This is a genomic window from Erwinia sp. JUb26, from assembly GCF_003751505.1.
GTDB lineage: Bacteria > Pseudomonadota > Gammaproteobacteria > Enterobacterales > Enterobacteriaceae > Erwinia.
In genome coordinates this window covers 338,237-360,955 of record NZ_RJVB01000006.1, presented here as the reverse complement: position 1 = coordinate 360,955, position 22,719 = coordinate 338,237, and the positions used below count along the sequence as shown (strand labels likewise).

The 22,719-nt window shown below is 58.6% G+C and carries 22 protein-coding genes; 16 read left to right on the top strand and 6 right to left on the bottom strand.

Going from position 1 to position 22,719, the window contains the following annotated elements:
* Window position 1: 1 nt before the first annotated feature.
* Genes EC836_RS17150 through EC836_RS17140 form a run of 3 tightly spaced genes read right to left on the bottom strand, consistent with a single transcriptional unit; the run spans window position 2 to window position 3,520 of the window.
* Window positions 2-988, bottom strand: a complete 987-nt coding sequence (locus tag EC836_RS17150) for an ABC transporter permease (RefSeq protein ID WP_123335277.1) — start codon at window positions 986-988, stop codon at window positions 2-4.
* Window positions 981-2,480 carry a sugar ABC transporter ATP-binding protein gene (locus EC836_RS17145; RefSeq protein WP_123335275.1) on the bottom strand — a complete coding sequence of 500 codons (1,500 nt, stop codon included), beginning with the start codon at window positions 2,478-2,480 and terminating at the stop codon, window positions 981-983. Before EC836_RS17145 ends, EC836_RS17150 begins: the two co-directional genes overlap by 8 nt.
* A 53-nt stretch (window positions 2,481-2,533) precedes the next feature.
* Window positions 2,534-3,520 carry an autoinducer 2 ABC transporter substrate-binding protein gene (locus EC836_RS17140; RefSeq protein WP_123335273.1) on the bottom strand — a complete coding sequence of 329 codons (987 nt, stop codon included), beginning with the start codon at window positions 3,518-3,520 and terminating at the stop codon, window positions 2,534-2,536.
* A gap of 582 nt (window positions 3,521-4,102) precedes the next feature.
* Between EC836_RS17140 and EC836_RS17135 the strand changes: the two genes are divergently transcribed.
* The gene (locus EC836_RS17135) at window positions 4,103-5,287 is read left to right on the top strand and encodes an MFS transporter (RefSeq protein WP_123335270.1); all 1,185 of its coding nucleotides are present in this window, start codon (window positions 4,103-4,105) and stop codon (window positions 5,285-5,287) included.
* Here the strand turns inward: EC836_RS17135 and EC836_RS17130 are convergent.
* Window positions 5,277-6,710, bottom strand: a complete 1,434-nt coding sequence (locus EC836_RS17130; RefSeq protein WP_123335268.1) for a PLP-dependent aminotransferase family protein — start codon at window positions 6,708-6,710, stop codon at window positions 5,277-5,279. The two genes, EC836_RS17135 and EC836_RS17130, sit on opposite strands and share 11 nt — an antisense overlap.
* A gap of 90 nt (window positions 6,711-6,800) precedes the next feature.
* Between EC836_RS17130 and EC836_RS17125 the strand changes: the two genes are divergently transcribed.
* Entirely contained in the window at window positions 6,801-7,250 is a 450-nt protein-coding gene (locus tag EC836_RS17125; RefSeq protein WP_370348063.1) for a rhodanese-like domain-containing protein, read from the top strand.
* Window positions 7,251-7,288: 38 nt separating this feature from the next.
* Here the strand turns inward: EC836_RS17125 and flk are convergent, their stop codons facing one another.
* Complete coding sequence (flk, locus tag EC836_RS17120; protein WP_123335266.1) at window positions 7,289-8,299, bottom strand: flagella biosynthesis regulator Flk; 1,011 nt, start codon at window positions 8,297-8,299, stop codon at window positions 7,289-7,291.
* A 111-nt stretch (window positions 8,300-8,410) separates the two neighbouring features.
* Window positions 8,411-9,307, bottom strand: coding sequence for a DMT family transporter (locus EC836_RS17115; protein WP_123335264.1), 897 nt, complete (start codon window positions 9,305-9,307; stop codon window positions 8,411-8,413).
* A gap of 108 nt (window positions 9,308-9,415) precedes the next feature.
* Between EC836_RS17115 and EC836_RS17110 the strand changes: the two genes are divergently transcribed.
* The 14 genes from EC836_RS17110 to EC836_RS17045 all read left to right on the top strand — a co-directional run bounded on the left by EC836_RS17110 (window position 9,416) and on the right by EC836_RS17045 (window position 22,713).
* Complete coding sequence (locus EC836_RS17110; protein ID WP_123335262.1) at window positions 9,416-10,192, top strand: helix-turn-helix domain-containing protein; 777 nt, start codon at window positions 9,416-9,418, stop codon at window positions 10,190-10,192.
* Between the two features lie 89 nt (window positions 10,193-10,281).
* The gene (pdxB, locus tag EC836_RS17105; protein ID WP_123335260.1) at window positions 10,282-11,409 is read left to right on the top strand and encodes a 4-phosphoerythronate dehydrogenase PdxB; all 1,128 of its coding nucleotides are present in this window, start codon (window positions 10,282-10,284) and stop codon (window positions 11,407-11,409) included.
* Between the two features lie 106 nt (window positions 11,410-11,515).
* Window positions 11,516-12,526, top strand: coding sequence for an aspartate-semialdehyde dehydrogenase (locus EC836_RS17100; RefSeq protein ID WP_123335258.1), 1,011 nt, complete (start codon window positions 11,516-11,518; stop codon window positions 12,524-12,526).
* Window positions 12,526-13,341 carry a tRNA pseudouridine(38-40) synthase TruA gene (gene truA / locus EC836_RS17095; protein ID WP_123335256.1) on the top strand — a complete coding sequence of 272 codons (816 nt, stop codon included), beginning with the start codon at window positions 12,526-12,528 and terminating at the stop codon, window positions 13,339-13,341. Before EC836_RS17100 ends, truA begins: the two co-directional genes overlap by 1 nt.
* A gap of 29 nt (window positions 13,342-13,370) precedes the next feature.
* Entirely contained in the window at window positions 13,371-14,033 is a 663-nt protein-coding gene (locus tag EC836_RS17090; protein WP_123335254.1) for a DedA family protein, read from the top strand.
* 169 nt (window positions 14,034-14,202) lie between these two features.
* The gene (gene accD, locus EC836_RS17085) at window positions 14,203-15,114 is read left to right on the top strand and encodes an acetyl-CoA carboxylase, carboxyltransferase subunit beta (protein WP_123335252.1); all 912 of its coding nucleotides are present in this window, start codon (window positions 14,203-14,205) and stop codon (window positions 15,112-15,114) included.
* A gap of 66 nt (window positions 15,115-15,180) precedes the next feature.
* Window positions 15,181-16,443, top strand: a complete 1,263-nt coding sequence (folC, locus tag EC836_RS17080; RefSeq protein ID WP_123335250.1) for a bifunctional tetrahydrofolate synthase/dihydrofolate synthase — start codon at window positions 15,181-15,183, stop codon at window positions 16,441-16,443.
* Window positions 16,433-17,221, top strand: a complete 789-nt coding sequence (dedD, locus tag EC836_RS17075) for a cell division protein DedD (RefSeq protein ID WP_123335248.1) — start codon at window positions 16,433-16,435, stop codon at window positions 17,219-17,221. Before folC ends, dedD begins: the two co-directional genes overlap by 11 nt.
* A gap of 295 nt (window positions 17,222-17,516) precedes the next feature.
* Window positions 17,517-18,002 carry a colicin V production protein gene (gene cvpA, locus EC836_RS17070; protein ID WP_105591244.1) on the top strand — a complete coding sequence of 162 codons (486 nt, stop codon included), beginning with the start codon at window positions 17,517-17,519 and terminating at the stop codon, window positions 18,000-18,002.
* Window positions 18,003-18,037: 35 nt separating this feature from the next.
* Window positions 18,038-19,555, top strand: coding sequence for an amidophosphoribosyltransferase (purF, locus tag EC836_RS17065; RefSeq protein WP_123335246.1), 1,518 nt, complete (start codon window positions 18,038-18,040; stop codon window positions 19,553-19,555).
* Window positions 19,556-19,625: 70 nt separating this feature from the next.
* Complete coding sequence (locus tag EC836_RS17060) at window positions 19,626-20,195, top strand: UbiX family flavin prenyltransferase (protein ID WP_123335245.1); 570 nt, start codon at window positions 19,626-19,628, stop codon at window positions 20,193-20,195.
* Between the two features lie 261 nt (window positions 20,196-20,456).
* Entirely contained in the window at window positions 20,457-21,239 is a 783-nt protein-coding gene (argT, locus tag EC836_RS17055) for a lysine/arginine/ornithine ABC transporter substrate-binding protein ArgT (RefSeq protein ID WP_123335243.1), read from the top strand.
* Window positions 21,240-21,313: 74 nt separating this feature from the next.
* A complete protein-coding gene (locus tag EC836_RS17050) occupies window positions 21,314-22,000 on the top strand; it encodes a histidine ABC transporter permease HisQ (protein ID WP_123335241.1) in 687 nt (228 codons plus the stop codon).
* Window positions 21,997-22,713, top strand: a complete 717-nt coding sequence (locus EC836_RS17045) for an ABC transporter permease (RefSeq protein WP_123335239.1) — start codon at window positions 21,997-21,999, stop codon at window positions 22,711-22,713. Before EC836_RS17050 ends, EC836_RS17045 begins: the two co-directional genes overlap by 4 nt.
* The last annotated feature ends 6 nt before the right edge of the window (window positions 22,714-22,719 follow it).

Sequence of the window (22,719 nt, the reverse complement as noted above, 5' to 3'; positions counted from 1 at the left end):
CTTAGTTCCCCTTAACCTGTTTGCGTTTCTCATTCCACGCCGTGGCGCTGACGCTGAGCAGAATAATCGCCCCGCTGAAGACCATGTGCCAGTAGGAGGAAACGGCCAGCAGCGTCAGCCCGTTCTGCAGGAAGGCCAGCAGCAGCACGCCGAGCAGCGTCCCGGTCAGCGAGCCGCGCCCGCCGCTCATGCTGGTGCCACCGAGCACCACCGCCGCCAGTACCGTCAGCTCGTAGCCGACCAGCGAGTTAGGTGCCACCGACTGAGTAGTCTGCGCCTGAACAACCGCCGCCACGCCCGCCAGCAGGCCCATATAGCCATAGACCCGTAGGTGCAGGCCGCGCAGGTTAATACCGAGGCGCGCCGCCGATTCGCGGTTGCCGCCCATGGCGAAAATCTGACGACCCAGCCGGGTGTAGTTCATCAGGAATCCGGTTACGATAAAGGTACCCAGAAGGCAGAGCAGCGGCAGCGTCAGGCCGTATTCATAGCCGTCGGCGGCGGTAAAGGTGAACCAGTTAATGCCGTTCATAAACCAGTCCGGGAAGCCGTACAGCCAGGTGCCGCCGGTGAACCACACCAGCAGGCCGTAGAACAGATTCAGCGTGGCGATGGTGATGATAATTGCCGGCACCCGCAGCAGATAAACCAGTAGCCCGTTCACCATACCCAGCAGCAGGCCGACGACCATTGCTACGGCAAAGACGCTGATCAGATTGCCGCCGTGCGCCAGCATGGTGCTGGCCGTCACGTACTGCGCGATGGCGGTCATCGCCGGGAAGGAGATATCAATCCCACCGGCGATCAGCACCACAAACAGGCCGCAGGCCAGAATGCCGAGAATGGCATAGCTGGTGGCCACGTCGGTCAGGTTACCGAGGGTTAAGAATTCGCTGGTGCGCAGGCTGAGGCCCACCGCCAGCAGCAGGATCAGCATCCCCAGCCAGAACTCGTGATAGCCGATAAGCTGGCGTAATTTATTATTCATTGACCACCCCGGCGATTTCGTCTTCGCGGCACTGGTGCGGCGCGAAGCTGGCAACCAGCTCGCCTTTACGCATCACCAGTACCCGATGGCTGTTGTAGTAGGCTTCCGGGATCTCATCGCAGATCATCAGCACCGCCATGCCCGATTCGGCCAGCTGGCGCGCAATGCGATAGATCCCTTCTTTATTGGCGATATCCACGCCGACGGTCGGGGAGTCGAGGATCAGCACTTTTGGCTGCGTCGCCACCCATTTACCGATCGCCACGCGCTGGGCGTTGCCGCCGGAGAGCGTCTGCACCGGCAACTGGTTGTCGGAAACTTTGATATTCAGTTCGCGGATCAGATCGGCCGCCTGCTGCCGCGCTTTCTGCCGGTCCATCAGGCCCAGGCCGCTGCGCAGACGATCGAAGATCGACACCAGCAGGTTGTCGAAAATCGACTGCGGCATAATCAACCCTTCGCTCTGGCGATCTTCAGAAACGTAGGCAATGCCGTGGCGAATGGCGTCGCGGTTGTGGCGCAGCTTCACCGGCTGGCCGTCAACGATCAGCTCACCGCTTTCCGGCTGGCTGATGCCAAACAGCGACAGGCACAGTTCGGTGCGTCCGGCCCCCAGCAGGCCGACGATGGAGACGATCTCGCCGCGCCGCAGCTGTAAATTGATATTCTTATATTCGTTGCGGCGGCTGAAGTTGCGCACCTCCAGCAGCGGCGTTTCGTTACCGTCGGCGCGATGCGGCAGGTGGCTGAAGCTGAAGCGCTGGCCGGTCATCAGAAACGCCAGCTCATCGCTGTCCAGCTCGCTGGCCTGCCAGGTGCCGACCAGCTTACCGTCGCGGATCACGCTGATGCGGTCAGACACCTCCATGACTTCATCCAGCTTGTGGCTGACGAACACCACGCAGATCCCGGCGGCCTTCAGCTCGTTGACCACACGCAGCAGGCCGTTAACTTCATGACGAGTCAGCGAGGCGGTGGGCTCATCCATAATCACCAGGCTGGCTTTGGCGGCCAGCGCGCGGCAGATAGCGACCAGCTGGCGATCGGCGATCGACAGTTTTTCCACTTTGCGTGATGGATCGAGGTTGACCCCGATGCGGTTCATGGTGTCCACCGCCAGCTGGCGCATCGCACGGCGATTGACCAGCAGGTCGCCGCCCGGCAGCATGCGATGGATGGCGATGTTTTCCATCACCGTCAGGTTCGGGAACAGCGACAGATCCTGATAAATCACCTGCACGCCGTAGAATGAGGAGAGCGCCGGGGTCAGGCGCGGGAAGCGCTTGCCGTCAACGCTGATATGCGAGCCTTTATCGGGCTGATAAACGCCGGAGATCACTTTGATCAGCGTGCTTTTACCGCAGCCGTTTTGCCCGGCCAGGCAGTGGACTTCTCCACGGTTCAGCGTCAGCGAGACGTTATCCAGCGCGCGCACGCCCGGGAACGATTTGCTGATATTTTCCAGCGAAATAAAGGTATTTTGCATGGCCATAAGTTAGTGCCCTGGTGTTGGGGAGAGGGCCAGCAAGCGCTGGCCCGAATCAATCAAAAGCCGAGGGATGCTGCGTTGTCTTTGGTGACTTCCAGAATGCGGTTAAAGCGGATCACGTGATGCTCCATATCCACATCCGCCTTGCCGATGCCGTCGATGGTCAGGTCAGGCGTAACCTGTTTGCCGTCCAGCAGCTGGTCTGCCAGGCTGACCAGCGCGAAGCCGGCATCTTTCGGATCCCACAGCAGGGCTTTCTTGATGTCGCCGGAGGCCAGGTAAGGCGCTGCCTGGGCCGGCATGGCAATACCAACCACGGCAATTTTGTTTTTCGCACGCTTGCTCTTCACGGCCTGACCGGCACCAATTGGGCCAAGGGAGCCGAAGCCAATAATCCCCTTCAGGTCCGGGTAGGTGCGCATCAGGTCAAGGGTAGTGGCGTAGGATTTATCAATGCTCTCCGCCACCGGCAGGCGGGAGGTGACTTCATGCATGTTAGGGTATTTTTCTTTCTGGTATTTAATCGCCGCGTCCGCCCAGGCATTGTGCAGCGGCACGGTCAGTGAGCCAACGTAAATGGCATAGCCGCCCTGGCCGCCCATCGCGCTGGCCAGCTCATCCATATTTTTTTGTGCGTACTTCACGCTGTCGATAGTTTCCACATCCCACTGGCCAATCTGCTGGTCAGGGGATTCGTGGGTCAGCACCACAATGCCCTGATCGCGGGCTTTTTTCAGCACTGGCTCCAGCACCTTAGCGTCGTTGGGTACCACGATAATTGCATCGACTTTTTTGGCGATCAGGTCTTCAATCACTTTGACCTGCTGCGCCGGATCGGCGGTGGATCCCCCCACCTGATAGGCGTTAACGTCGAGTTTCTTCGCCGCTTCATCCACGCCTACCGCCATGCGGGTGAACCAGGGAATGCCGGTCACTTTGGCGACCAGCGCAATATCGTGTTTTTCCGCCGCCATCAGCGGGGTGGTTAACAGCATGCAGGCGGAAACGACACATGCATTCAGTAATGCGAGATTGAATTTCATAGCAGTACCTTTGTTTTGTAGGGCGTGTTTTTGTCAGGTAACAGGGGTTTTAACAGCGGCACCAGGATAGCAAGAACGATTTGCGGAAGATCTGAGCAGAAGAAGATTATGTGATCGGTAACTTTTTATGTTTATTTTTATGATTTTTAAGGTTAAATAATTGTTAATTATTATTGTTTGGTAGTAATTTTACTCCAAATTATAGTTATCATTTTGTTAATTATTATTTTTTTGTTAACAAATAAATATCATTTTTCTTCTTTGACTCTATGCCTCGGGCGAAGATGGTCATTTGGCGTATTAATCCGGCAATTTTGTTATCAAAACTGCGAGAATCCTCGCATTTCGCTCCCCGTGCGCCATGCCCTGAAGGCAGTCAACGTTAGAATTTATTACGTTATTTTCGTACAAAATGCAGTTGCTCTGTCAGGAACGGTGAATGCGAGGCATCTCACGAACTCCTTTTTCATTTATTGACGAAATGAAATTTAACAGCCAATATTTTATTCTTTGAAAAAAAAATTCCATAACGTGACTGCATACTCTGCGGGCCGCGTTGGTTTTTCCTCAGGAGATGTAAGCATGTCGGTCAGTGTTGAAGCGCGCCCCGCGCAGGCTACCCGCGAGCTGGCGCGGATTTCGTTTGCCGTTTTTCTTACCTATCTGACCGCCGGGCTTGCCCTGCCGGTGATACCTCTTTACGTTCATCAGGAGCTGGGCCTCAGCAACGTGATGGTGGGCATCGCGGTCGGCATTCAGTTTTTCGCCACGCTGCTGACGCGCGGCTACGCGGGCAGACTGGCGGATCAGCGCGGCGCCAAGCGCACCACCGTACAGGGTATTCTGGCGCTTTCGCTGGTCGGCGTGGCCTATTTGCTGGCGGCCTTTCTGCCGCTGCCGGTGGCCGGAAAGTTTGCGCTGCTGGTGGCGGGCAGGCTGCTGCTCGGCTTTGGCGAAAGTCTGCTGCTGACCGGAAATCTCACCTGGGGCATGGGGCTGGTCGGGGCGAAGCGCTCAGGCCAGGTGATGTCGTGGAACGGTATGGCGATTTACGGCTCGCTGGCCGCCGGTGCACCGCTGGGCCTGCTGCTGCACAGTCAGTGGGGCTTTATGGCGCTGGGCGCGGCCACGATTCTGCTGCCGCTGGTGGCGCTTTTGATTAACTTCAGTATCCGGCCGGTGCCGGTGCTGGGTGGAGAACGCCCCTCGCTGTGGAAGGTGGTGGGGCAGATTATGCAGCCCGGCTGCGCGCTGGCGCTACAGGGTACCGGCTTTGCAGTGATCGGCACCTTCACTTCGCTCTATTTTGCCGATCGCCTGTGGGGCAATGCCGGATTTGCGCTCACCGCGTTTGGGGTGGCGTTTGTGATGGTGCGAATTTTCTTCGGCGGGCTGCCGGACCGGCTGGGCGGCGCGCGGGTTGCGCTGATCTCATTAGGCGTTGAGGCACTGGGCCTGCTGCTGCTGGGCGTTGCGCCAAACGGCTGGGTGGCCCTGGTCGGGGCGGCGCTGACCGGCTGCGGCTGCTCGCTGGTGTTCCCGTCGCTGGGCGTTGAGGTGCTGAAACGCGTCGCGCCGCAGGTGCGCGGCACGGCGCTGGGCGGATTCTCCGCCTTCCAGGACATTGCCTACGGCGCCAGCGGCCCGCTGACCGGCATTCTGGCGACCACCTTCGGCTACGGTTCGGTGTTTCTTGCCGGGGCCGCCTGCGCGGCGTTAGGGATCGTCGTTACCTTTAGCTTCGCCCGCAGTGCGGTCAGTAGCTGAGGCGAGCCAGCTTACCGACCGCCTGGATGATTTCATTCGGCTGGAGCGCCGAATATCCCAGAATCCATCCCTCACGGGCCTCGCTGCCCGGCTGATGATAAAGCGGCGACAGGCGCGGCAGCAGCAGCCCCCGGGTAGCCGCCTCTTGCGTCAGTCGCTGCTCACCGCCGTGGTTTAACTGCACGGTGAGCTGTAATCCTCCCTGATGGGCCAGCGGCGTCAGCCTGTCGCTCAACTTTTCCGCCAGCTCACGGCACAGCAGATCGCGGCGACTGCTGTACAGCTGACGCATAAGACGCAGATGTGCGGCGAAGTGGCCGTGCTGGATAAAATCGGCGGTCACTGCCTGCATCAGCTGCGCGCTGTGGCCGTCCATCATGCTTCGCAGGCGGCAAAGCGGTTCGATCAGCGCGTCGGGAACCACCATGTAGGCCAGACGCAGCGAGGGGAACAGCACCTTGGAGAAGGTGCCGAGGTACAGCACCCGTGCGTTATCTTCCAGCCCCTGTAGCGCAGGCTGCGGGTTACGGTCGTAGTGAAATTCGCTGTCGTAGTCGTCTTCAACCAGCCAGCAGCCGCTGCGGCGGGCAAACTCCAGCCACGCCAGCCGACGCGCCAGGCCGAGGGTGACGCCGGTGGGATACTGATGGGAAGGCGTCAGATATACCAGCTTTGGCGTGCCTTCTTCCTCCGGAATTGCGCCGCGATCGTCGACTCTGATACCGGCAATTCGCGCCCCGGCACTGCGAAAGGCGTGCCACGCACCGGCGTAACCTGGCTCTTCAAGCCACACCGGATCGCCGCTGTCGCACAGCAGCAGTGCGATCATCTGCAGCGCCTGCTGCGAACTGGTAAGTATCATAACCCGCTCGGCGCTGCATCGGACGCCGCGCGACTGGCCGAGGTAGTCTGCCACCGCCGCCCGCAGCTGCGGTAAGCCCTGAGGATCGCCATAGCGCATCAGCTTTTCGCCTTCCAGCCGCTGCCGCTGCTGCATCAGACGCCGCCAGGTGCGGTGCGGGAAGGCACGGAGATCGGGCGATCCGGCAGCAAACGCCTGCGGATACGGCGGGTCTTCGCAGCCGCCGCCGTGATAAATCAGGCCGCCACGCGTTGAAAGCTGCACCGGAGGGGAAGCCACCGCTCGGGCGGGGGCAACAGGCAGATCGTGGGCCACAAAGGTGCCGCGCCCGGTTTGCCGCGTCAGGTAGCCCTCGCTCTCCAGCTGGGCATAGGCCGCTTCGACCGTTACGCGGGATATCGCCAGATCCTGCGCAAGCAGGCGGGAAGAGGGCAGGCGCGCCGCACTGCCGAGTGCGCCGCTGCGGATGGCTTGGCGCAGCATGGCGCAGACGCGTTCGCGCAGCGTGGCGGCCTGCTGCTGGCCGAACAGTGCCAGATACGGCACGGCGTTATGCGACATATGGGTCTTATCCCTCGTTGATTACTGGTCTTACCGTTAAGGCCAATCTGGCTCTATCATGGCAGCACTTACTTCAAGAGGATATGTATTATGATGTCATCCGCCGTTTTGCAGTTTCCCCCAATGACACCAGAACAGAGCGAAGCCCATCTACGGCAAAAGCTGGCCTGCTATGCGGACGCCTGGGATCTGGCGCAGGACTTAGCGCAGGGGATCGAAGAGATTGTGGCGATCGACACGCGCTCACCGGAGCAGTATCAGGCCGGGCATATCTGCGGGGCCATCAGCTTTCCGCATCGCACCATGACCGCCGAAACGCTGGCGCAGCTCGATCGTAGCAGGGTGTACGTGACCTACTGCGACGGTATCGGCTGCAACGGTTCGACCAAAGGGGCGTGGAAGCTGGCGGCGGCGGGATTTCAGGTCAAAGAGCTGATCGGCGGGCTGGACTTCTGGCTGCGCGACGGCCATCCGGTGGCCACCGGTGACGCGCCAGGCAGCTGGCCGGAAGCGGTCATGCTGCCCGACTGCGGCTGCTAAATGCGCCTTTCAGGCGAGTTGTGATCCTTGTAATGCCGTTAAAACAGGATCCACAGCAGCACCACGATCAGCAGCAGGGAAAATGCGGTGAACACCGGACGACGGGTAAAAGGTTGCAGCACCGGCGGCAGCGTGCCCCACCGCATCTGCGAGGCACTATCCTCCCCGGCCCGCAGCTGCGCGGCGCGATGCCTGAACAGCGCATTCAACAGATCCTGCACCTGAGCCGTACTCAACAGCGTGAGCGGCTGCGCGCTAAAGCGCTGCTGGCAATGATCCTCCAGCAGACGCAGCTCTGCGGCATCCGGCGGCTGTTTCAGCGCCGCGATCAGCTGGCTCAGCGTCGGGCTACCGTGTTGGCTCAGCGTGTGGCTGACCTGTAAGTACTGGGTCAGCAACGGGAAAAATCGTGATGGGATCGGATCGCCGCTCTGCAGGCTCACCACCTTCATCAGCGCCGCCCACTGCTTTACCGGCGATTCCCCGGTCGCGGCCGCCAGGCGGGCAATCTGCAGATTCAGCGCCTGATGCTCGGCCGGCAGCAGCGAACGATCGGTTACCCGGTTCTGCTGCGGCTGAGGAATCGTCATCTGGCCGTTTTGCAGCATGGTCAGCACCTGGCGCAGCTGATCGGGGTTCAGCGAGCTGAGCACCGTCTGGCCAAACTGCTGGCGGATAAAGTCGCTCACTGCCTGGCGATTATTGCCGGCGGGCAGCAGCTCGGTTAGCTGCTGCTGAAGCTGCCGGGTGGCGTGGGTATTTTGCACCTGTGCCAGTCGGGTATTCAGGAACTGTTCGGCCAGCGGAAAATGGCGAGCCAGCAGTCCGGCATCGTTCTTCACGCCGACCTCATGACGCAGCCCGGCCCACAGCTCCACGGATTTCAGCGAACTGAGAGACATAATCTTAACGATCAGGCGCTCGAGCGTGGTGCGCTGGGCAGGGGAGAGCGGCTGGTCGCCGGAGGCGCTACGCGGTGCGTCGGACAGGGGCGCGATCGTCGGACGATCGCCGGGGGATGGCGCTCCGGGGCCACTTAACGGTTGCATGGCAAAAATCCTTCAGTCGGGTTCCGGGGCGTGCCGTAACAGAGAAAATAATGTCACATGATAACAATCCCCCCCGGCGATCGAAAGGCCACCGGGTGGGAATAAGGCGTATTATCCCTGTTTTTTATCCTGGCTGCTGCGCTTCAGCGGCATTCGCAGCTGCTGGGCGAGGATCACACCCAGCAGGGTAACGCCGCCGCCGATAAAGTGATAGCTCTGCAGGGTTTCGTGCAGGAACGCCACGGCGATAATCGCGGTAAAAATTGGTGCCAGGTTCATAAAGATGCTGGCGGTGCTGGCCCCCAGGCGCATCACACCCTGGATCCACACGTACGGCGCAACGATTGAAGCGGGAATGGCAGCAAACAGCACCAGCGGAATATTGTGCATATTCAGCGACACATCCGGCGCCATCAGGAAACCGGGCGTCAGCAGGATGACGCCAAACAGGATCTGCATCCACAGACTCTGCCAGTTCGGCAGCGGGATCGCCCAACGCTTGGTTAATACGCCGTAGAGCGCGTAGGAGGTGGAGGCGGCAAACATCATCAGCTCGCCTTTCCCCATGCCGTGCGTCAGCAGCTGCGCCGGATTGCCCTGACTGACCAGCCATACCAGCCCGCCAAACGACAGCACGCTGCCCAGCAGGATCCCCACCGTGGGCGCCAGCCGCAGGATAAAAATGCTCAGCAGCACGGTTAGCAGCGGGATCAGCGCGTTGAGTATGCCCATAAACAGCGCGCTGACGCTGTGCGCGGCGAAGTACGCCAGGCTCTGATACAGCACCATGCCCAGCAGGCCGAGGATCAGCAGTTTCCACCAGACCTGCGCAATTTGCTGCCGGTGCCGCCAGACGCCGGGCAGCGCGAACGGGGCCAGTACCACCAGGGCAATCAGCCAGCGATAAAAAGAGATAGCCGCAGGATCGATCGCGCTGGCCGACATTTTGCTGACGATGGCGTTAATTGACCAGATCAGAACGGCCAGCAGGGGAAACATAAAATTCATCAGGTTCTCGCGTTATTGTCTTCACAGTCCAGAGGGGGCAGAGTGTAATCTTGTCTCATTGAAAACAAATAACGATAATCAGACATTATTCCTCCGGGATCGGACAAGATGATTCAGCAACTGACCTATACGCCGCCCGAGAATGCCGCCGGGATGAGGCTGTTTTTCCGCTATGAGCAAACCAACGCGCAGACGGAGTACCTGCCCCACAGCCACAGTTGGGGGCAGGCGATCTTTGTGAAGAGTAACGTGCTGGAGATGCAGGTTGAGGGCGAGCGCCTGTTGACCCCGGCCAATATTCCCATCTGGATCCCGCCGGGAAAAATGCACGCCAGCTATAACCACAAGCAGGCGTTTTTCCGCACGCTGAACATTGCCGGTTCCCTGTGCCAGCAGCTGCCCGATCGCGCCTGCCTGCTCCGCGTCAGCCCAATCGTTCACGCCATTATGGACGATATTGCCGCGCGCAATCTGCTGGTGCCGGAAACGGAGGAAGACTGCCGCCTGGGCGAGGTACTGCTCGATCAGCTGCGGCAGGCGCAGATCGGCCCCAGCTATCTGCCGTCGACCCGCGATAAATATCTTGCCCCGGTATTACAGGCGCTGGAGCAGAATCCGGGCGATAACACCACTCTGGCGCAGTGGGCCAGCCGCGTCTACACCACCGAACGTACGCTGTCGCGCCGCTGCCAGGCGCTGCTGGGGATGTCGTTCAGCGAGTGGCGGCAGCGGCTGCGCTTTCTGCACGCCGTGGCGCTGCTGGAGCAGGACAAAAGCGTCCAGGACGTGGCGCTGGAGCTGGGCTACAGTTCGGCATCGGCGCTGATTGTGATGTTTCAGCAGCAGTCCGGCACCACGCCGGAGCGCTATCGCCAGCGCATCTGAGGCGTGGCTTTCAGGCTAACGGGGGGTTATTCGGCAGGGGGCTTTATGGCAGAATAGCGCTCCTTATTGAGCCAGACTGGAACCCGCTTGTGAAAATCCTCGTTGATGAAAATATGCCGTACGCGCGTGAGCTGTTCAGCCGTACCGGCACCGTGGTTGCTGTTCCCGGACGCCCGATCCCGGCGGCGGAGCTGGATGATGCCGACGGCCTGATGGTGCGTTCGGTGACCAAAGTGAACGCCGCGCTGCTGGACGGTAAGCCGGTTAAATTTGTCGGCACGGCAACGGCGGGCACCGATCATATCGACGAGAACTACCTCAGCCAGCAGGATATCGCCTTTTCTGCGGCCCCTGGCTGCAACGCTATTGCCGTGGTGGAGTACGTTTTCTCCGCGCTGCTGCTGCTGGCCGAGCGCGATGGCTTCCTGCTGAAGGATCGCACCGTCGGCATCGTTGGCGTGGGTAACGTCGGCGGCCGCCTGCAGGCGCGGCTGGAAGCGCTGGGGATCCGCACGCTGCTGTGCGATCCGCCGCGCGCCGATCGTGGGGATGCGGGCGACTTCCTGCCGCTGTCGACCCTGGTGGCCGAAGCGGATGTGCTGACCTTCCATACCCCGCTGTTTAAGCAGGGACCGTATCAGACGCTGCACATCGCCGATGAAGCCCTGCTGCGGGCATTGAAACCCGGCACTATTCTGATTAACGCCTGCCGTGGTCCGGTGGTGGATAACACCGCGCTGCTGAAGGTGTTAGAACAGCGCGACGACCTGAGCGTGGTGCTGGACGTCTGGGAACCGGAGCCGGAACTGTCGCTGCCGCTGCTGGATAAAGTGGATATCGCCACCGCGCATATCGCCGGCTATACGCTGGAAGGGAAGGCGCGCGGCACCACCCAGGTGTTTGAAGCCTGGACGCAGTTTATCGGCCAGCCGCAGCAGGTGGCGCTGGATACCCTGCTGCCCGCCCCGGAATTCGGTTCGATTACTCTGCGCGGCGAACTGGATCAGCCAACGCTGAAACGTCTGGTGCATCTGGTGTATGATGTGCGCCGCGATGACGCGCCGCTGCGCCATGTGGCCGCCATTCCGGGTGAGTTTGACCGTCTGCGGAAGAATTATCTGGAACGTCGTGAATGGTCATCGCTGCGTATACAGTGCGATAACGCCGAAACGGCCTCGCTGCTGGCGAAGCTGGGTTTTAATGCGTCCGGTGAGTAAGTATTTGTAAAACCGTGCGTTCCCCTCCCTTTATGGGAAGTATTCTGAAACATTGCGGTGTTCCGACACCGCACTTTTTTTATGTCATTATCTGGAGTAAACCAACATGTCTGACGGCTGGAATATCGCGCTATTAGGTGCGACAGGCGCAGTAGGGGGAGCTTTACTGGAATTACTGGCTGAACGCCAGTTCCCGGTTGGTGAGCTGTATTTGCTGGCAAGCGAGCGCAGCGCGGGTGAAGTGCGGCGCTTCGAGGGTAAATCGGTGCGGGTGACCGATGCGGCAGAGTTTGACTGGTCGCAGGTGCAGCTGGCGTTTTTCGCCGCCGGTCGCGAGGCCTCTGCTCGCTATGCGGATGATGCCGCCAACGCCGGGTGCCTGGTGATCGACAGCAGCGATCTGTTCGCGCTGGAGCCGGACGTGCCGCTGGTGGTGCCGGACGTTAACCCACAGGTGCTGGCCGACTACCGTAACCGCAACATCGTGACCGTGGCGGACGGCTTAACCAGCCAGCTGCTGAGCGCGATCAAGCCGCTTGTTGATAATGCCGGTCTGGGCCGCTTACAGGTGACCAACCTGCTGTCGGTGTCTTTCCGCGGCAAAGTAGCGGTGGATTCGCTGGCCGGTGAGAGCGCGCGTCTGCTGAACGGTATGCCGGTAGAAGAGAGCCACTTTGGCCGCCAGCTGGCATTTAACCTGCTGCCGCTGCTGGCCGATGCCGAAGGCAGCGTGGCGCAGGAGCGTCAGCTGGTGGAGCAGGTGCGCAAGGTGCTGCAGGACGAAGGTTTACCCATTGCCGTCAGCACCGTGCAGGCCCCGGTGTTCTACGGCAATGCCCAAATCGTACATATCGAAAATCTGCGCCCGGTTTCTGCCGAAGAAGCGCGGGAAATCCTGCTGGAAGCGGAAGACATTAACGTCACTGATGAAACGGATTATCCGACCCCGGTTGGGGATGCTTCCGGCAGCGCACACCTGAGCATCGGCTGCCTGCGCAACGATTACGGCATTCCGGAACTGCTGCAGTTCTGGTCGGTGGCCGACAACGTGCGCTTCGGCGGCGCGCTGATGGCGGTGAAAACGGCCGAGAGGCTGGTGCAGGAGTATATGTACTAATGTCGGACATCAACGTGCCACAGCCGGTGTATAAGCTGGCACTGGGCATTGAATATGATGGCAGCCAGTACTACGGCTGGCAGCGGCAGAACGAAGTGCGCAGCGTGCAGGAGAAGCTGGAAAAGGCGCTGTCAAAAGTGGCCAATCATCCGGTAGTGGTGTTCTGCGCAGGTCGGACCGATGCGGGCGTCCACGGCACGGGGCAGGTGGTGCATTTTGAAACCACCGTCCAGCGTAAGGATGCGGCGTGGACGCTCGGCGCCAACACGAATCTGCCGGGCGATATCGCCGTGCGCTGGGTTCATGCGGTGCCGGATGACTTCCACGCGCGCTTCAGCGCCACCGCGCGGCGCTACCGCTATGTGATTTATAACCAGCGGCTGCGCCCGGCGATCCTCGGCGGCGGCATGACCCATTTTTATCATCCGCTGGACGTGGAAAAAATGCAGCGTGCCGGTCAGTGCCTGCTGGGCGAGAACGACTTCACCTCGTTCCGCGCCGTGCAGTGCCAGTCGCGCACGCCGATGCGTAACGTGATGCATCTCAACGTCAGCCGCCACGGTGCCTACGTGGTGGTGGATATCAAGGCCAACGCCTTTGTGCACCATATGGTGCGCAATATCGTCGGCAGCCTGATGGAAGTGGGCTGCGGCAATCAGCATGAAGGCTGGATAGCCGAACTGCTGGCGGCGAAAGACCGGACGCTGGCGGCCGCCACGGCGCGGGCGGAAGGGTTGTATCTGGTCGCGGTGGATTACCCCGATCGTTTTGCTTTACCACGTCCACCGATGGGACCGCTGTTCCTCGGGGATTAATCTGGCCTGGATTTCTAAAGGAAGCCTTTATGGAACTGATTCGTTTTGTTGTCGATTTCATTTTGCATATCGACGTCCACCTTGCGGAGCTGGTGGCGCAGTACGGCGTGTGGGTTTACGCCATTCTGTTCCTGATCCTGTTCTGCGAAACCGGGCTGGTGGTCACGCCGTTCCTGCCGGGAGACTCGCTGCTGTTCGTGGCCGGGGCGCTGGCCGCACTGCCGGGCAACGACCTTAACGTTCATACCATGGTGGCGTTGATGGTGGTGGCGGCGATTATCGGCGATGCGGTGAACTACACGATTGGGCGGCTGTTCGGCGATAAGCTGTTCAGTAACCCGAATTCGAAAATTTTCCGCCGCAGCTATCTTGATAAGACGCACGCATTTTACGAGCGTCACGGTGGGAAAACGATTATTCTTGCTCGCTTCGTGCCGATCGTCAGGACTTTCGCGCCATTTGTGGCCGGAATGGGTAAAATGTCCTATCGTCATTTTGCCATTTACAACGTATCGGGCGCGCTGCTGTGGGTGCTGCTGTTTACCTATGCCGGTTATCTGTTTGGTAACATGCCGATGGTGCAGGAAAACCTTAAGCTGCTGATTGTGGCGATTATCCTGCTGTCTATTTTGCCGGGTGTCATCGAAGTGTGGCGTCATCGCCGCGCGGCGCGTCAGCAGAAGCAGCAGTAACAGAAATCATCAGGCGATACCCGTCCGACCAGATTTTTATCCACAGTCACGGGCGGTTATGGTTTAATGAGCGACAATTTATGGTTTGTGCCGCCGGCATTTTTGCGGCACAAAAAAGAAAAACTGGCTTACCCTGCGGGGAAACCAGGTTCAAACAGAAAGGTCATCAATGAGCTGGATTGAACGAATTCTCAATAAGAGCACAATCACCCCATCGCGTAAGGCAAGCATTCCTGAAGGCGTCTGGACCAAATGTGACAGCTGCGGGCAGGTTCTTTACCGTGCCGAGCTGGAGCGTAATCTGGAAGTCTGTCCGAAATGCGATCACCACATGCGTATGCACGGTCGTGACCGCCTGAACAGCATGCTGGATGAAGGTTCAACCACTGAACTGGGCAGCGAGCTGGAACCGAGGGATGTGCTCAAGTTCCGGGATTCCAAAAAATACAAAGATCGTCTTGCGGCAGCTCAGAAAGAGACTGACGAAACCGACGCGCTGATCGTCATGAAAGGCACCCTGCACGGGATGCCGGTCGTTGCGGCGGCGTTTGAGTTCTCCTTTATGGGTGGCTCAATGGGTTCCGTGGTTGGCGCGCGCTTCGTGCGTGCGGTTGAGCGGGCGCTGGAAGATAACTGCCCGATGATCTGCTTCTCCGCTTCCGGCGGTGCACGTATGCAGGAAGCGCTGATGTCGCTGATGCAGATGGCGAAAACCAGTGCGGCACTGGCTAAGATGCAGGAGCGCGGTCTGCCGTATATCTCCGTGCTGACCGACCCGACCATGGGCGGCGTGTCTGCCAGCTTCGCGATGCTGGGCGATCTGAACATTGCTGAACCGAAGGCGCTGATCGGCTTTGCCGGCCCACGCGTTATCGAGCAGACGGTGCGTGAAAAACTGCCGCCGGGCTTCCAGCGCAGTGAGTTCCTGATCGAAAAAGGCGCGATCGATATGATCGTTCGCCGTCCGGTTATGCGCTTCAAACTGGCCAGCCTGCTGGCTAAGATGATGAATCTGCCTGCCCCGCAGGAAGAAGAAGTCAAAGAGGCCGAAGCGACCGGCCCACAGAGCCAAGAGGCCTGACCGATGATGAGAAAGAGGTCTTCGGGCCTCTTTCACCAATGAACCGTAACTTTGTGAACGGGACACATGGATAATCTTCCTCAAGCCACGTCGCCTCTTGCCACGTGGCTTTATTATCTTGAGCATTTACACTCTCAGGCTATTGAACTCGGGCTGGATCGTATCCGCCGGGTGGCCACCTCACTCGATCTGTTAACACCCGCCCCGAAGGTCTTCACCGTTGCCGGTACGAACGGCAAAGGCACCACCTGCCGCACGCTGGAAACCGTGCTGATGGCCGCCGGTTATCGCGTTGGCGTGTACAGTTCACCCCATTTAATCCGCTACACTGAACGTGTACGCATTCAGGGCGAAGAGCTGGCCGAATCCGCGCATACCGCGTCGTTTGCCGCTATAGAAGCCGGGCGCGGCGAGACCTCGCTGACCTATTTCGAATACGGCACGCTGTCGGCGCTGTGGCTGTTTAAACAGGCGCAGCTTGACGTGGTGATCCTCGAAGTGGGGCTGGGTGGACGGCTGGATGCGACCAATATCGTTGATGCGGACGTTGCGGCGATCACTAGCATTGCGCTGGACCACGTTGACTGGCTGGGGCCGGACCGCGAAAGCATCGGCCGCGAAAAAGCCGGGGTGTTCCGCCAGGGTAAACCGGCGGTTGTCGGCGAGCCGGATATGCCGTCGACCATTGCTGACGTAGCGCGGGAGGTTGGCGCACAGCTGCACCAGCGCGATCGCGACTGGTCCTATCGCCTGACCGACGGCGGCTGGTCGTTCCGTGATGCCAGCGGCAGTATTGAAAATCTGCCGCTGCCGCAGGTGCCGCTGCCGAACGCGGCTACCGCGCTGGCGGCGCTGCGGGCGTCGGGGCTGCCGGTTGATGAGGCGACCATTCGTGCCAGTCTGCATCAGGCGATCCTCCCCGGTCGTTTCCAGACCGTGGCGCATTCGCCGCAGGTGATTCTGGATGTGGCACACAACCCGCACGCGGCCGCGTATCTTGCCGGTCGCCTGGCGGAACTTCCGCAGCGCGGTAAGGTTCATGCCGTAGTGGGAATGCTGCACGATAAAGATATCGCCGGAACGCTGGCCTGCCTCAGTCCGCAGGTAGATTACTGGTACTGCGCACCGCTGGAAGGCCCGCGCGGCGCTTCCGCCGAGCAGCTGGTCGCCCATCTTCATGGGGCGCAGGCGTTTGCTTCCGTGGCGGATGCCTGGCATCAGGCGATGCAGCAGGCGGCAGAACAGGACATTGTGCTGGTGTGTGGATCGTTCCACACCGTCGCACACGTAATGGAAACGATGGCAACGGAGAACGGCAGTGGCAAGTAAGTTTCAAAACCGTTTAGTCGGCACCGTTATTATTGTAGCGCTGGGCGTGATCGTGCTGCCCGGCCTGTTGGATGGTAAAAAGAAACACTATAAGGAAGAGTTCGCCGCCATTCCGCTGGTGCCGAAACCGGGCGACCAGCAGGAAACCGATCTGGTGCCGCCGGTCACGCAGTCGCTGCCGGCGCAGCCGCCGGAAGGGGCGGGCGAAGCGATAGGTCGCGCCGGTGGCGAGAACTCCTCGCAGGCCGACAGCGGTTCGACCGCACCGCAGTCGAACAATCAGCCCACGCTGGTTTCGCCGCCGCCGGTGCAGCAGCAGGTTCAGCAACCGGTGCAGCAGCCGCCAAAAGTGGTTGAGAAGCCGAAGCCGGTTGAGAAACCCAAACCGGTTGAAAAACCGAAACCGGTCGAGAAGCCTCCTGTTCAGCAGCAGCAGCAGCAGCAGCAGCAGCAGCAGCAGCAGCAGCAGCCTCAAACTCAGCCTAAGGTGGAAACACCGGCAGAGAAACCGGCACCGGCTGAAACGGCACCGACCGGCCAGGCCTGGGTGGTCCAGCTGGGTGCGCTGAAAAATGCGGCCAAGGTGAACGAAATCGTCGCGCAGCTGCGGCTTTCGGGCTATCGTGCTTTCACCGTGCCAGCCACGCCGGTTGCCGGGCAGATCACCCGCATCTACGTTGGGCCGGATGCGTCCAAAGCCAAAATGCAGGCGGCGGTCGGTGAGCTGCAGGGGATTTCCGGACTTGGCGGCGTTGTTAAAGCATGGGGTGCACGCTAGCCGTCTCCCGGCGGATTGAGCGGAAAGAGCGATTATTGTAACAGGTGCCACCCGATGAATAGCGGTGTGGCACCGGCCTGCGCCTGGCCGAAAGCAGCGTGATATAAAGCAAATCAACGAATTGCATTCTGGCGTCGTGAGCGGCAGGAATGTCGCCCTCCGCCGGTTTTTTCAGCGTTTTCGTTTATTTAAAACGACGCAGGAAAACCCTACGCAAACGTTTTCTTTTTCTGTTAGAATTCGCCCCGAACTGGATGCAGGGGCGTTTTCGCGATTACTGTCACTGGAAGAGTTCATGGTCTGGATAGATAACGTCATTATTGCGGTTATAGCTTTTTCGGCTCTGGTTAGCCTGATCCGTGGGTTTATACGAGAAGCACTTTCTCTCGTCACCTGGGGATGCGCATTCTTTGTCGCCAGTCATTACTTCTCCTACCTTGCCGTCTGGTTCACAGGATTTGAAGACGAGCTGATTCGGAATGGAATCGCCATTGCAGTGTTATTTGTTGCCACGCTTATCGTTGGCGCAATCGTTAACTATGTAATTGGTTCGCTGGTTGAGAAAACCGGCCTGTCGGGTACCGACAGAGTACTGGGCGTCTGTTTTGGGGCACTGCGTGGCGTACTGATTGTGGCCGCTATGCTGTTTTTCCTCGATACATTCACCGGCTTTTCCAAAAGCCTCGACTGGCAGCAGTCGAAGTTAATCCCTCAGTTCAGTTACATCATCGGGTGGTTTTTTGACTACCTGAAGAGCACGTCGAGTTTTTTGCCCCGGTAATTGCACCGGGGTTGCGGCTATGAGGAAATGTCAATATGTGCGGTATTGTCGGGATCGCCGGTTTTATGCCGGTCAACCAGTCGATTTATGACGCGTTAACGGTGCTTCAGCACCGTGGGCAGGATGCCGCAGGCATCGTGACCATCGATGCATTAAATTGCTTCCGCCTGCGTAAAGCAAACGGTCTGGTCAGCGATGTATTTGAAGCCCGCCACATGCAACGTATGCAGGGTAATATGGGTATCGGCCACGTGCGCTATCCAACGGCAGGAAGCTCCAGCGCTTCTGAAGCCCAGCCCTTCTATGTGAACTCTCCTTACGGGATTACACTGGCCCATAACGGCAACCTGACCAATGCGCACGAGCTGCGTAAAGAGCTGTTTGAAACCGGTCGCCGTCATGTTAACACCACGTCGGATTCTGAAATCCTGCTCAACATCTTTGCGCAGGAAGTGGATCGTTTCCAACAGGATCCGCTGGAAGCCGAAAATATCTTCTCCGCCGTTGCCGCTGTGCATCAGCGCGTACGCGGTGCTTATGCCTGTGTAGCGATGATCATCGGCCACGGTCTGGTTGCCTTCCGCGATCCCAACGGCATTCGTCCGCTGGTGATCGGCAAGCGCGCGCTGGTTGATGGCCGTACCGAGTATATGGTGGCCTCTGAAAGCGTGGCGCTGGATACGCTGGGCTTTGAATTCCTGCGCGATGTCGCCCCGGGCGAAGCGGTTTACGTGACTGAAAAAGGTCAGCTGTTTACCCGCCAGTGCGCTGAGAATCCAAAGGTTAACCCGTGCCTGTTCGAGTACGTGTACTTCGCGCGTCCGGACTCCTTCCTCGATAAAATTTCGGTGTACAGCGCTCGCGTGCGCATGGGCACCAAGCTGGGTGAGAAAATTGCCCGCGAGTGGGAAGATCTGGACATCGACGTGGTGATCCCCATCCCTGAAACCTCCTGCGATATCGCACTGGAGATGGCGCGTATTCTTGATAAGCCATACCGTCAGGGCTTCGTGAAAAACCGCTACGTTGGCCGTACCTTCATCATGCCGGGACAGCAGCTGCGCCGCAATGCGGTTCGGCGCAAGCTGAACGCTAACCGCGCTGAGTTCCGCGGCAAGAACGTGCTGCTGGTGGATGATTCCATCGTGCGCGGTACCACCTCCGAGCAGATTATCGAAATGGCCCGTGAAGCCGGTGCGAAAAAAGTGTACCTGGCATCGGCGGCCCCGGAAATTCGCTTCCCGAACGTGTATGGCATCGATATGCCAAGCGCGACTGAGCTGATCGCGCACGGCCGTGAAGTCGAAGAGATCCGCCAGCTGATCGGTGCGGATGCGCTGATTTTCCAGGACCTTGACGATCTGATTGCCGCGGTGAAGGAAGAGAACCCGGATATCGCTCAGTTTGAGTGTTCGGTATTCAACGGTATCTACGTGACCAAAGACGTCGATCTGCAATATCTTGAGTATCTACAGTCGCTGCGTAACGACGATGCCAAAGCGCTGGCCCGTCAGAACGAAGTTGAAAACCTGGAAATTCACAACGAAGGCTAAGCGTCTCGTGTGGTTAGCAGGTAAGATGGGCCGGAAGCAATTCCGGCCCGTTTTTTTTTAAGGATTTGGTATGAAAAGACTGATTATCGGCATCTCTGGTGCCAGTGGTGTGATCTATGGCATTCGCACGCTGCAGGTTTTACAGCAGGTCAGCGACGTGGAAACACATCTGATAATGAGTCAGGCCGCGCGGCAAACCCTGGCGCTGGAAAGTGACTACACGCTGCGTGAGGTGCAGGCGCTGGCCGATGTGGTTCATGACGTGCGCGACATTGCCGCCAGCATCTCCTCCGGTTCGTTCAAAACCGCCGGCATGGCAATCCTGCCGTGCTCGATGAAAACCCTGTCCGGGATCGTTCACAGCTACAGCGACGGGCTGCTGACCCGAGCTGCGGACGTGGTGCTGAAAGAGCGTCGGCGACTGGTGCTCTGCGTGCGTGAAACGCCGCTGCACCTGGGCCATCTGCGGATGATGACTTCTGCGGCAGAGCTGGGTGCCATTATTATGCCGCCGGTGCCTGCGTTTTATCACCGCCCGGAAAATGTGATGCAGATTGTTGACCAGACGGTGAACCGCGTGCTCGACCAGTTTGACATCACCCTCGATCAGGATCTGTTTACGCGCTGGCAGGGTGCATAGCGGATGGTGCACTGCACCAGCATGGTTCAAATGTTGGTGCTGAATCGCATTTCGTGCAGATGTTGCACCATTGTGAAACATTGTTGCCGCTAAGTCCCTTCAAACCTGCTATATATTCCCCAGCAAACCGGGCATTTACGCTGCCCTGCTTAACACGCTGAAAAAAGCGGAGATTGCCACAAAATGTGGCATGAAATCTGCAAAACAAACTGCGTGGACAAACATCACGAATCCTATAATAAGACGACTCGAGGGTAATCTATGAAAAAGCAGGTCCTGGCTCTTTCCCTGTTGCTGGCTATCACCTCAGCAGGCAGCGCATTCGCTGCCGGTCCAAAAACGCTGCGCATCGGCACCGATCCAACCTATGCACCGTTTGAAATGAAAAATGCCCAGGGGCAGCTGATTGGCTTTGATATCGATCTGGCCACCGAAATTTGTAAGCGTATGGAAACCAAATGTACCTTCGTTGAAAGCGACTTTGATGCGCTGATCCCGTCGCTGAAAGCGAAGAAAATTGACGCGATCATCTCTTCCCTGTCGATCACCGAAAAACGCCAGCAGGAGATCGCCTTCTCCGAAAAACTGTACGCGGCGGACTCCCGTCTGATCGCGCCAAAAGGCTCTAAAATCGAGCCAACGCTGGAATCGCTGAAAGGCAAAAACATCGGCCTGCTGCAGGGCACCACCCAGGAAACCTACGCCAACGATAACTGGCGTCCGAAGGGTGTGACCGTTACGCCATACGCTAACCAGGATCTGGTGTATCAGGATCTGACCGCGGGCCGTATCGATGCCGCATTCCAGGATGAAGTGGCCGCCAGCGAAGGCTTCCTCAAACAGCCGGCCGGTAAGGACTACGCGTTTGCCGGTCCGTCTGTGAAAGACGAAAAAATCTTCGGTATTGGTACCGGTATGGGCATGCGCAAAGACGATCCGGCGTTAAAAGCAGCGATCGATAAAGCTTTTGATGAAATTCGCAAAGATGGTACCTACGATAAGTTGGCAAAAAAATATTTCGACTTTAATGTATACGGCGATTAAGTAGTCCCTGTCTGCCAGCCTCACTGTGCTTGCGGTGAGGCTGCACTTTTGACCTTAACGACAGGATAATATTTATGCTGTATGGCTATTCTGAAGTCATTTTTAAAGGCGCCATCGTTACGCTGGAACTGGCGCTCAGCTCGGTGGTACTCGCCGTGGTGCTCGGATTAATCGGTGCCGGGGCAAAACTCTCCAATAACCGTCCGCTGGCAATGATCTTTGAAGGCTACACCACGCTGATCCGTGGCGTGCCCGACCTCGTTCTGATGCTGTTAATCTTCTACGGTCTGCAAATCATCCTGAACCACGTGACCGATTTTATCGGCGTCGGGCAGTTTGATATCGACCCGATGGTGGCAGGTATTATTACGCTCGGCTTTATCTACGGGGCCTACTTTACTGAAACCTTCCGTGGGGCCTATATGGCGGTGCCGAAGGGGCAGATCGAAGCCGCAACCGCTTACGGCTTTACGTCTTCACAAATCTTCCGCCGCGTGCTGTTCCCGGGCATGATGCGCTTTGCGCTGCCGGGCATCGGCAATAACTGGCAGGTGATTCTGAAAGCCACCGCGCTGGTTTCCCTCCTCGGGCTGGAAGACGTGGTCAAAGCGACGCAGCTGGCGGGTAAAACCACCTGGCAGCCGTTCTACTTTGCCATTGTGGCCGGGGTGATTTATCTGATCTTTACCACGCTGTCTAACGGCGTGCTGTGGTGGCTGGAACGTCGTTATACCGTGGGTGTGAAAAGGGCTGATTTATGATTGAGATTGTTCAGGAATACTGGAAAGCCCTGCTGTGGACCGACGGCTATCGCTTTACCGGCGTGGCGATGACCCTGTGGCTGCTGATTATTTCAGTGGTGATCGGCGGCTGTATGGCGGTGTTTTTATCCATTGCCCGCGTCTCGCAGCACAAAGCCGTGTGGTTCCCGGTGTGGCTGTTTACCTATGTGTTTCGCGGCACGCCGCTTTACGTGCAGCTGCTGGTGTTCTATTCGGGCATGTACACGCTGGAGATCGTCAAAGGCACCGAGATGCTGAATGCGTTCTTCCGTAGCGGGCTGAACTGTACGCTGCTGGCCTTTACGCTGAACACCTGTGCCTATACCACGGAGATTTTTGCCGGGGCGATCCGCTCGGTGCCGCACGGTGAGATTGAAGCCGCGCGCGCCTACGGTTTCTCCACCTTCAAACTTTACCGCTGCATTATCATGCCTTCGGCGCTGCGCACCGCGCTGCCCGCCTACAGTAATGAAGTGATCCTGATGCTGCACTCTACGGCGCTGGCGTTTACCGCGACCGTGCCGGACCTGCTGAAAGTGGCGCGCGATATTAACTCGGCAACCTATCAGCCGTTTATCGCCTTCGGACTGGCGGCGGCGCTGTATCTGATTATTTCCTATGTGCTGATTAGCCTGTTCCGCAAAGCGGAAAAACGCTGGCTGGCACACGTTAAACCTTCTTCGTCACACTGAGTAAAA

What these genes read in the sequence shown, in the direction of transcription:
- EC836_RS17140 (WP_123335273.1), bottom strand. Translation starts at nt 3,520, where the DNA reads ATGAAATTCAATCTCGCATTACTGAATGCATGTGTCGTTTCCGCCTGC.
- EC836_RS17145 (WP_123335275.1), bottom strand. Translation starts at nt 2,480, where the DNA reads ATGGCCATGCAAAATACCTTTATTTCGCTGGAAAATATCAGCAAATCG.
- flk (WP_123335266.1), bottom strand. Translation starts at nt 8,299, where the DNA reads ATGCAACCGTTAAGTGGCCCCGGAGCGCCATCCCCCGGCGATCGTCCG.
- EC836_RS17125 (WP_370348063.1), top strand. Translation starts at nt 6,801, where the DNA reads ATGATGTCATCCGCCGTTTTGCAGTTTCCCCCAATGACACCAGAACAG.
- EC836_RS17130 (WP_123335268.1), bottom strand. Translation starts at nt 6,710, where the DNA reads ATGTCGCATAACGCCGTGCCGTATCTGGCACTGTTCGGCCAGCAGCAG.
- EC836_RS17150 (WP_123335277.1), bottom strand. Translation starts at nt 988, where the DNA reads ATGAATAATAAATTACGCCAGCTTATCGGCTATCACGAGTTCTGGCTG.
- EC836_RS17110 (WP_123335262.1), top strand. Translation starts at nt 9,416, where the DNA reads ATGATTCAGCAACTGACCTATACGCCGCCCGAGAATGCCGCCGGGATG.
- cvpA (WP_105591244.1), top strand. Translation starts at nt 17,517, where the DNA reads ATGGTCTGGATAGATAACGTCATTATTGCGGTTATAGCTTTTTCGGCT.
- folC (WP_123335250.1), top strand. Translation starts at nt 15,181, where the DNA reads ATGGATAATCTTCCTCAAGCCACGTCGCCTCTTGCCACGTGGCTTTAT.
- EC836_RS17115 (WP_123335264.1), bottom strand. Translation starts at nt 9,307, where the DNA reads ATGAATTTTATGTTTCCCCTGCTGGCCGTTCTGATCTGGTCAATTAAC.
- purF (WP_123335246.1), top strand. Translation starts at nt 18,038, where the DNA reads ATGTGCGGTATTGTCGGGATCGCCGGTTTTATGCCGGTCAACCAGTCG.
- argT (WP_123335243.1), top strand. Translation starts at nt 20,457, where the DNA reads ATGAAAAAGCAGGTCCTGGCTCTTTCCCTGTTGCTGGCTATCACCTCA.
- truA (WP_123335256.1), top strand. Translation starts at nt 12,526, where the DNA reads ATGTCGGACATCAACGTGCCACAGCCGGTGTATAAGCTGGCACTGGGC.
- EC836_RS17050 (WP_123335241.1), top strand. Translation starts at nt 21,314, where the DNA reads ATGCTGTATGGCTATTCTGAAGTCATTTTTAAAGGCGCCATCGTTACG.
- EC836_RS17060 (WP_123335245.1), top strand. Translation starts at nt 19,626, where the DNA reads ATGAAAAGACTGATTATCGGCATCTCTGGTGCCAGTGGTGTGATCTAT.
- EC836_RS17090 (WP_123335254.1), top strand. Translation starts at nt 13,371, where the DNA reads ATGGAACTGATTCGTTTTGTTGTCGATTTCATTTTGCATATCGACGTC.
- EC836_RS17135 (WP_123335270.1), top strand. Translation starts at nt 4,103, where the DNA reads ATGTCGGTCAGTGTTGAAGCGCGCCCCGCGCAGGCTACCCGCGAGCTG.
- EC836_RS17100 (WP_123335258.1), top strand. Translation starts at nt 11,516, where the DNA reads ATGTCTGACGGCTGGAATATCGCGCTATTAGGTGCGACAGGCGCAGTA.
- accD (WP_123335252.1), top strand. Translation starts at nt 14,203, where the DNA reads ATGAGCTGGATTGAACGAATTCTCAATAAGAGCACAATCACCCCATCG.
- EC836_RS17045 (WP_123335239.1), top strand. Translation starts at nt 21,997, where the DNA reads ATGATTGAGATTGTTCAGGAATACTGGAAAGCCCTGCTGTGGACCGAC.